A 4,149-nucleotide genomic window follows, 5' to 3' on the forward strand; every position below is an offset into this window, starting at 1 on the left:
TCACTTAAGTCAGGACATCAAACCGAATAGAGAGTTGCGGCGCGAAGCGTCGTAACTCTCTATTCGGTTTGATTATGGCTTCTCAGCGCGAGGGTAATGTTATTATCCTTGGGTGGAACATCACTGAAGGCTTCAAAGTATTTTTTGGCGATCGGTGGAAAGTTTGGGAACTCAAATTTGGCATCGCCATCGGCAATATAAGCCCAGAAATATCGCAGTTCGGGAGTGAGGGTTTCGGCAATTTCGATCGGGAGATGGAGAGGGGCATGGGTGAGCAATCTCAGGACGAAGGGGTGCGATCGATCGCCCATCCATTCCCGCGAAAAATGAAGGAGATCGGGCTGTTCGGGAATGGATTTGACGCGAAATGATTCGATCTCTAGGCGATCGCCTGAATCATCGGAGCTATAGCTGAGAATCCGATAGGGGTGGGGAAAACTAACCAGAGAGCCCGTAGTAATGTCATAGAGATCGTAGCGATCGCTATAGGCAATATCCTGTACGTGGAGATGCCCCGTAAAGATCAACTGTACCTTTGCCCGTAAAATTTGACATAGGCGATCGGCATTACCGAGCATGTAGCGCTGTCCGAGCGCATTACAGGACTGGTCATGCATATGTTCCAGTACATTATGATGAATCGTTACTAAATTCAGTTCGTAATCCTGATTTTCGAGAATGGATTCCAACCAGATTAATTGCTCGTCATCAATCCAGCCAATCTGCTGACCTTCAGCATCAAACTGATTGGAATTTAATCCAATTAAACGCACCTTTGGTAATACTTCGCATTCGTAGTAGAGCTTGCGAGGTGCGCTCTTGCCAGACTTAAAACCAAAATTAGTATAGTGAGGAGTAAATTGATCGAAGGTTTCGAGTCTGGGGACATCGTGATTGCCTGCGATCACATAGACGGGATAGGGCAGTTGCGCCAGTCTTTCCGATAGCCATTGATGGTTTTCTGGTTCCCCATGCTGGGTCAGATCCCCAGGTAACAGAAGAAAATCTATATCTAGGTGAGCGATTTGCGACAGCACTTCTTCAAAAGCTGGAATGCTGTATTCCACAAGGTGAAATCGCGAAGGGTGATGCCAAATAGTGTGGGGCAATGCGATGTGCAAATCGGAGGCGATCGCAAATTTAAACTTAAGTGCCACCTAGATCCAAGCCATGAATAATTACCTTCTGATTATAGAGTATAGCTAGATATAAGTAGTTCAGCGCAGTTAAAAAACAGCATATGGCGATCGTTAGATGGACGATGGGGCATCACGAGGACGCATCAAACCCGAAAGATGAGTGGCGGCGCGAAGCGCCACCACTCATCTTTCGGGTTTGATATGGGATTGCTATAGACAGCAATGAAGATACAAAATGGCGTTTACAATAGGTTGGATACATTGTTTAAGACCAAAATTTGAATGGCTGAATTAGTTCTGTCGTCGGCTCAAGTTAATCGCACGGCACTCACCCCCATGATGTTGCACTATATCGAAATGAAAGAGCAATATCCCCATACGGTGATGTTGTATCGGTTGGGGGATTTTTTTGAGGCATTTTTTGAAGATGCAGAACTAATTTCGCGGGAATTGGAATTGGTATTAACTGGACGCGATGGCGGTAAGGCGATCGGACGAATTGCGATGGCGGGTATCCCCCACCATGCCCTCGATCGCTATGCCAATCAATTGGTTGAGAAAGGCTATTCGATCGCTGTGTGCGACCAGATGGAGGCAGCCTCGGAGGCGCAGGGGCTAGTCCGCCGCGAAGTGACCAGAGTCATTACCCCTGGAACTGTAATCGAAGAGGGGATGCTGGCAGTAAAGCAAAATAATTTCTTGGTAGCGATCGCCAATGGGGGCGAAAACTGGGGCTTGGCATATACCGATATTTCGACGGGTGAATTTTCCGTAACGCAGCTCAATAGTATGGAACATTTAATTCAAGAACTATTGCGGTTACAACCTGCGGAGGTTCTCATTCCCATTGATGTCCCCAATCCCCAATTATTTCGCGGTTCGCGATCGGATAAGCCCAGCATCTTTTGGGAAGGGATTGCCCCCAAGGAAAAATCTGCCCTGCCCGAACCCTATAGCACCTTGCCCGATAGCTTTTGTTATACGCCGCGATCGCAAGCTCCTTTTGCCCTAGCCGAGGCAAAACAGCGCATTCTTGATACCTTCAGAGTGCGATCGCTGGAGGGATTTGGCTGTCAATCCTTGCCCTTAGCCATTAGAGCCGCAGGGGGGATTTTAGAATATCTCGAATCCACCCAAAAAAGCATCAAAATGCCATTGCAGGGAATATCCACCTATGCGATCGCTGATTACCTAATCCTCGATAACCAAACGCGCCGCAATTTAGAAATTACCCAAACCGTTCGGGATGGTACTTTTTATAGTTCCTTGCTCTGGGCTTTAGATAAGACGACAACAGGCATGGGTAGCCGTGCTTTGCGCCGTTGGCTATTACAACCACTAAAGGATATCGAGGCTATCAACGAACGCCTAGATACGATTGCCGAGCTATACAAGCAGCATTCTTTACGCAAGAATTTGCGAAGTTGCCTCAGTCAAATCTATGATATCGAACGTCTGTGCAGTCGCATCGGCGCGGGCACGGCAAATGGGCGCGATTTAATCGCTGTGGCAATGTCGTTAGAAAAAATGCGCGATGTTGCCGATGTAGTTGCTAGAAGCAATTCGCGCTATCTAAAAGCTTTACAGTCCGTACCATCGGCACTATTACAACTGGGCGATCAGTTACAAAAGACTCTCGTGGAAGAACCCCCAATTTATATTACGGAGGGTAATATCATTCGTTCTGGGGTGAACGAACAATTAGACCGCCTGCGCCAGCAGAGTCGCGATGATGTGGAATGGCTATCTGCCTTTGAGAAGCAGGAAAAGGAACGCACAGGCATTAATACGCTCAAAGTTGGCTTTAACAAAGCCTTTGGCTATTACATTAGTATCTCGCGCGGTAAGAGCGAGCAAGCCCCTACGGATTACATTCGCAAGCAAACCTTAACCAATGAAGAGCGGTATATCACGCCCGAACTGAAGGAACGCGAGACAAGGATTCTCAATGCCGATAGTGAATTAAAACAATTGGAATACGATCTGTTTGTCGAGTTAAGATTGCTTGCCGCGCAACAGATCGAACCCATGCGCACCTTAGCGACAGCTCTCGCTGCGGCAGATGTCCTATGCAGTCTGGCGGAAGTTGCCGTTACTTACAACTATTGCCGTCCCCAAATTACTAACGATCGCGCGATCGCGATCCACAATGGTCGCCATCCCGTTGTCGAGCAGTCCCTACCCGCAGGCTTTTTCATTCCCAATTCCACCTATTTAGGTAGCGATCGCCAATCGGTATGCCCCGATTTAATCGTTTTAACTGGTCCCAATATGAGTGGTAAAAGTATTTACTTGCGTCAGGTGGGCTTAATTCAACTCATGGCTCAGGTGGGGAGCTTTGTCCCTGCGGAAGCGGCAACCTTGGGTATCTGCGATCGCATTTTTACCCGTGTGGGTGCAGTTGACGATCTCGCCACGGGACAATCGACATTTATGGTGGAAATGAATGAAACGGCAAATATCCTCAATCATGCCAAGGAGCATTCCTTAGTATTGCTGGATGAAATCGGACGGGGCACTTCTACCTTTGACGGTATGGCGATCGCTTGGTCGGTAGCCGAATATATTGCCAATAAAATCAAAGCTCGCGGGATTTTTGCAACCCACTATCACGAACTGAACGAACTCGCCAGCCTACTCCCAAATGTGGCAAATTTTCAAGTCACGGTCAAGGAGTTAGAAGATGAGATTATTTTCTTACATCAGGTTCAAGAGGGCGGTGCCGATCGTTCCTATGGGATCGAAGTGGGACGCTTAGCAGGCTTGCCCGCCACCGTAATCAGTCGCGCTAAGGAGGTTTTAGAACAAATCGCTAAAAATAGCCATATTGCTACGGGATTACGTAAAGGGGGTTCGCCGCATCGCGATCGACAATCCAGCGATCGCTCTCAAAAATCACCACCAAAAGCCACTAAAAAATCTCCTAACGATTTTCCTAACGATTCGCAAATGACTATTTTTGACACCACTGCTCCCTAGTAAGTAGCTAGGCATAAGTAAACTTAAAACC

The 4,149-nt window shown here is 47.5% G+C and carries 2 protein-coding genes; one reads left to right on the forward strand and one right to left on the reverse strand.

From position 1 onward, the window contains the following. Positions 1 to 59: 59 nt before the first annotated feature. The gene (locus AC805_RS02035; RefSeq protein ID WP_055073879.1) at positions 60 to 1,157 is read right to left on the reverse strand and encodes a metallophosphoesterase; all 1,098 of its coding nucleotides are present in this window, start codon (positions 1,155 to 1,157) and stop codon (positions 60 to 62) included. Between the two features lie 264 nt (positions 1,158 to 1,421). Here AC805_RS02035 and mutS point away from each other — a divergent pair, with 264 nt between their 5' ends. Beyond that, on the forward strand, positions 1,422 to 4,118 hold the full coding sequence (gene mutS, locus AC805_RS02040) for a DNA mismatch repair protein MutS (protein WP_055073880.1): 2,697 nt from the start codon (positions 1,422 to 1,424) through the stop codon (positions 4,116 to 4,118). The last annotated feature ends 31 nt before the right edge of the window (positions 4,119 to 4,149 follow it).

The organism is Pseudanabaena sp. 'Roaring Creek' (assembly GCF_001402795.1).
Classification (GTDB): Bacteria; Cyanobacteriota; Cyanobacteriia; order Pseudanabaenales; family Pseudanabaenaceae; genus Pseudanabaena.

Bases quoted from the DNA above. Each gene is read 5' to 3' on its own strand.
- mutS (WP_055073880.1), top strand. From the start codon at position 1,422: ATGGCTGAATTAGTTCTGTCGTCGGCTCAAGTTAATCGCACGGCACTC.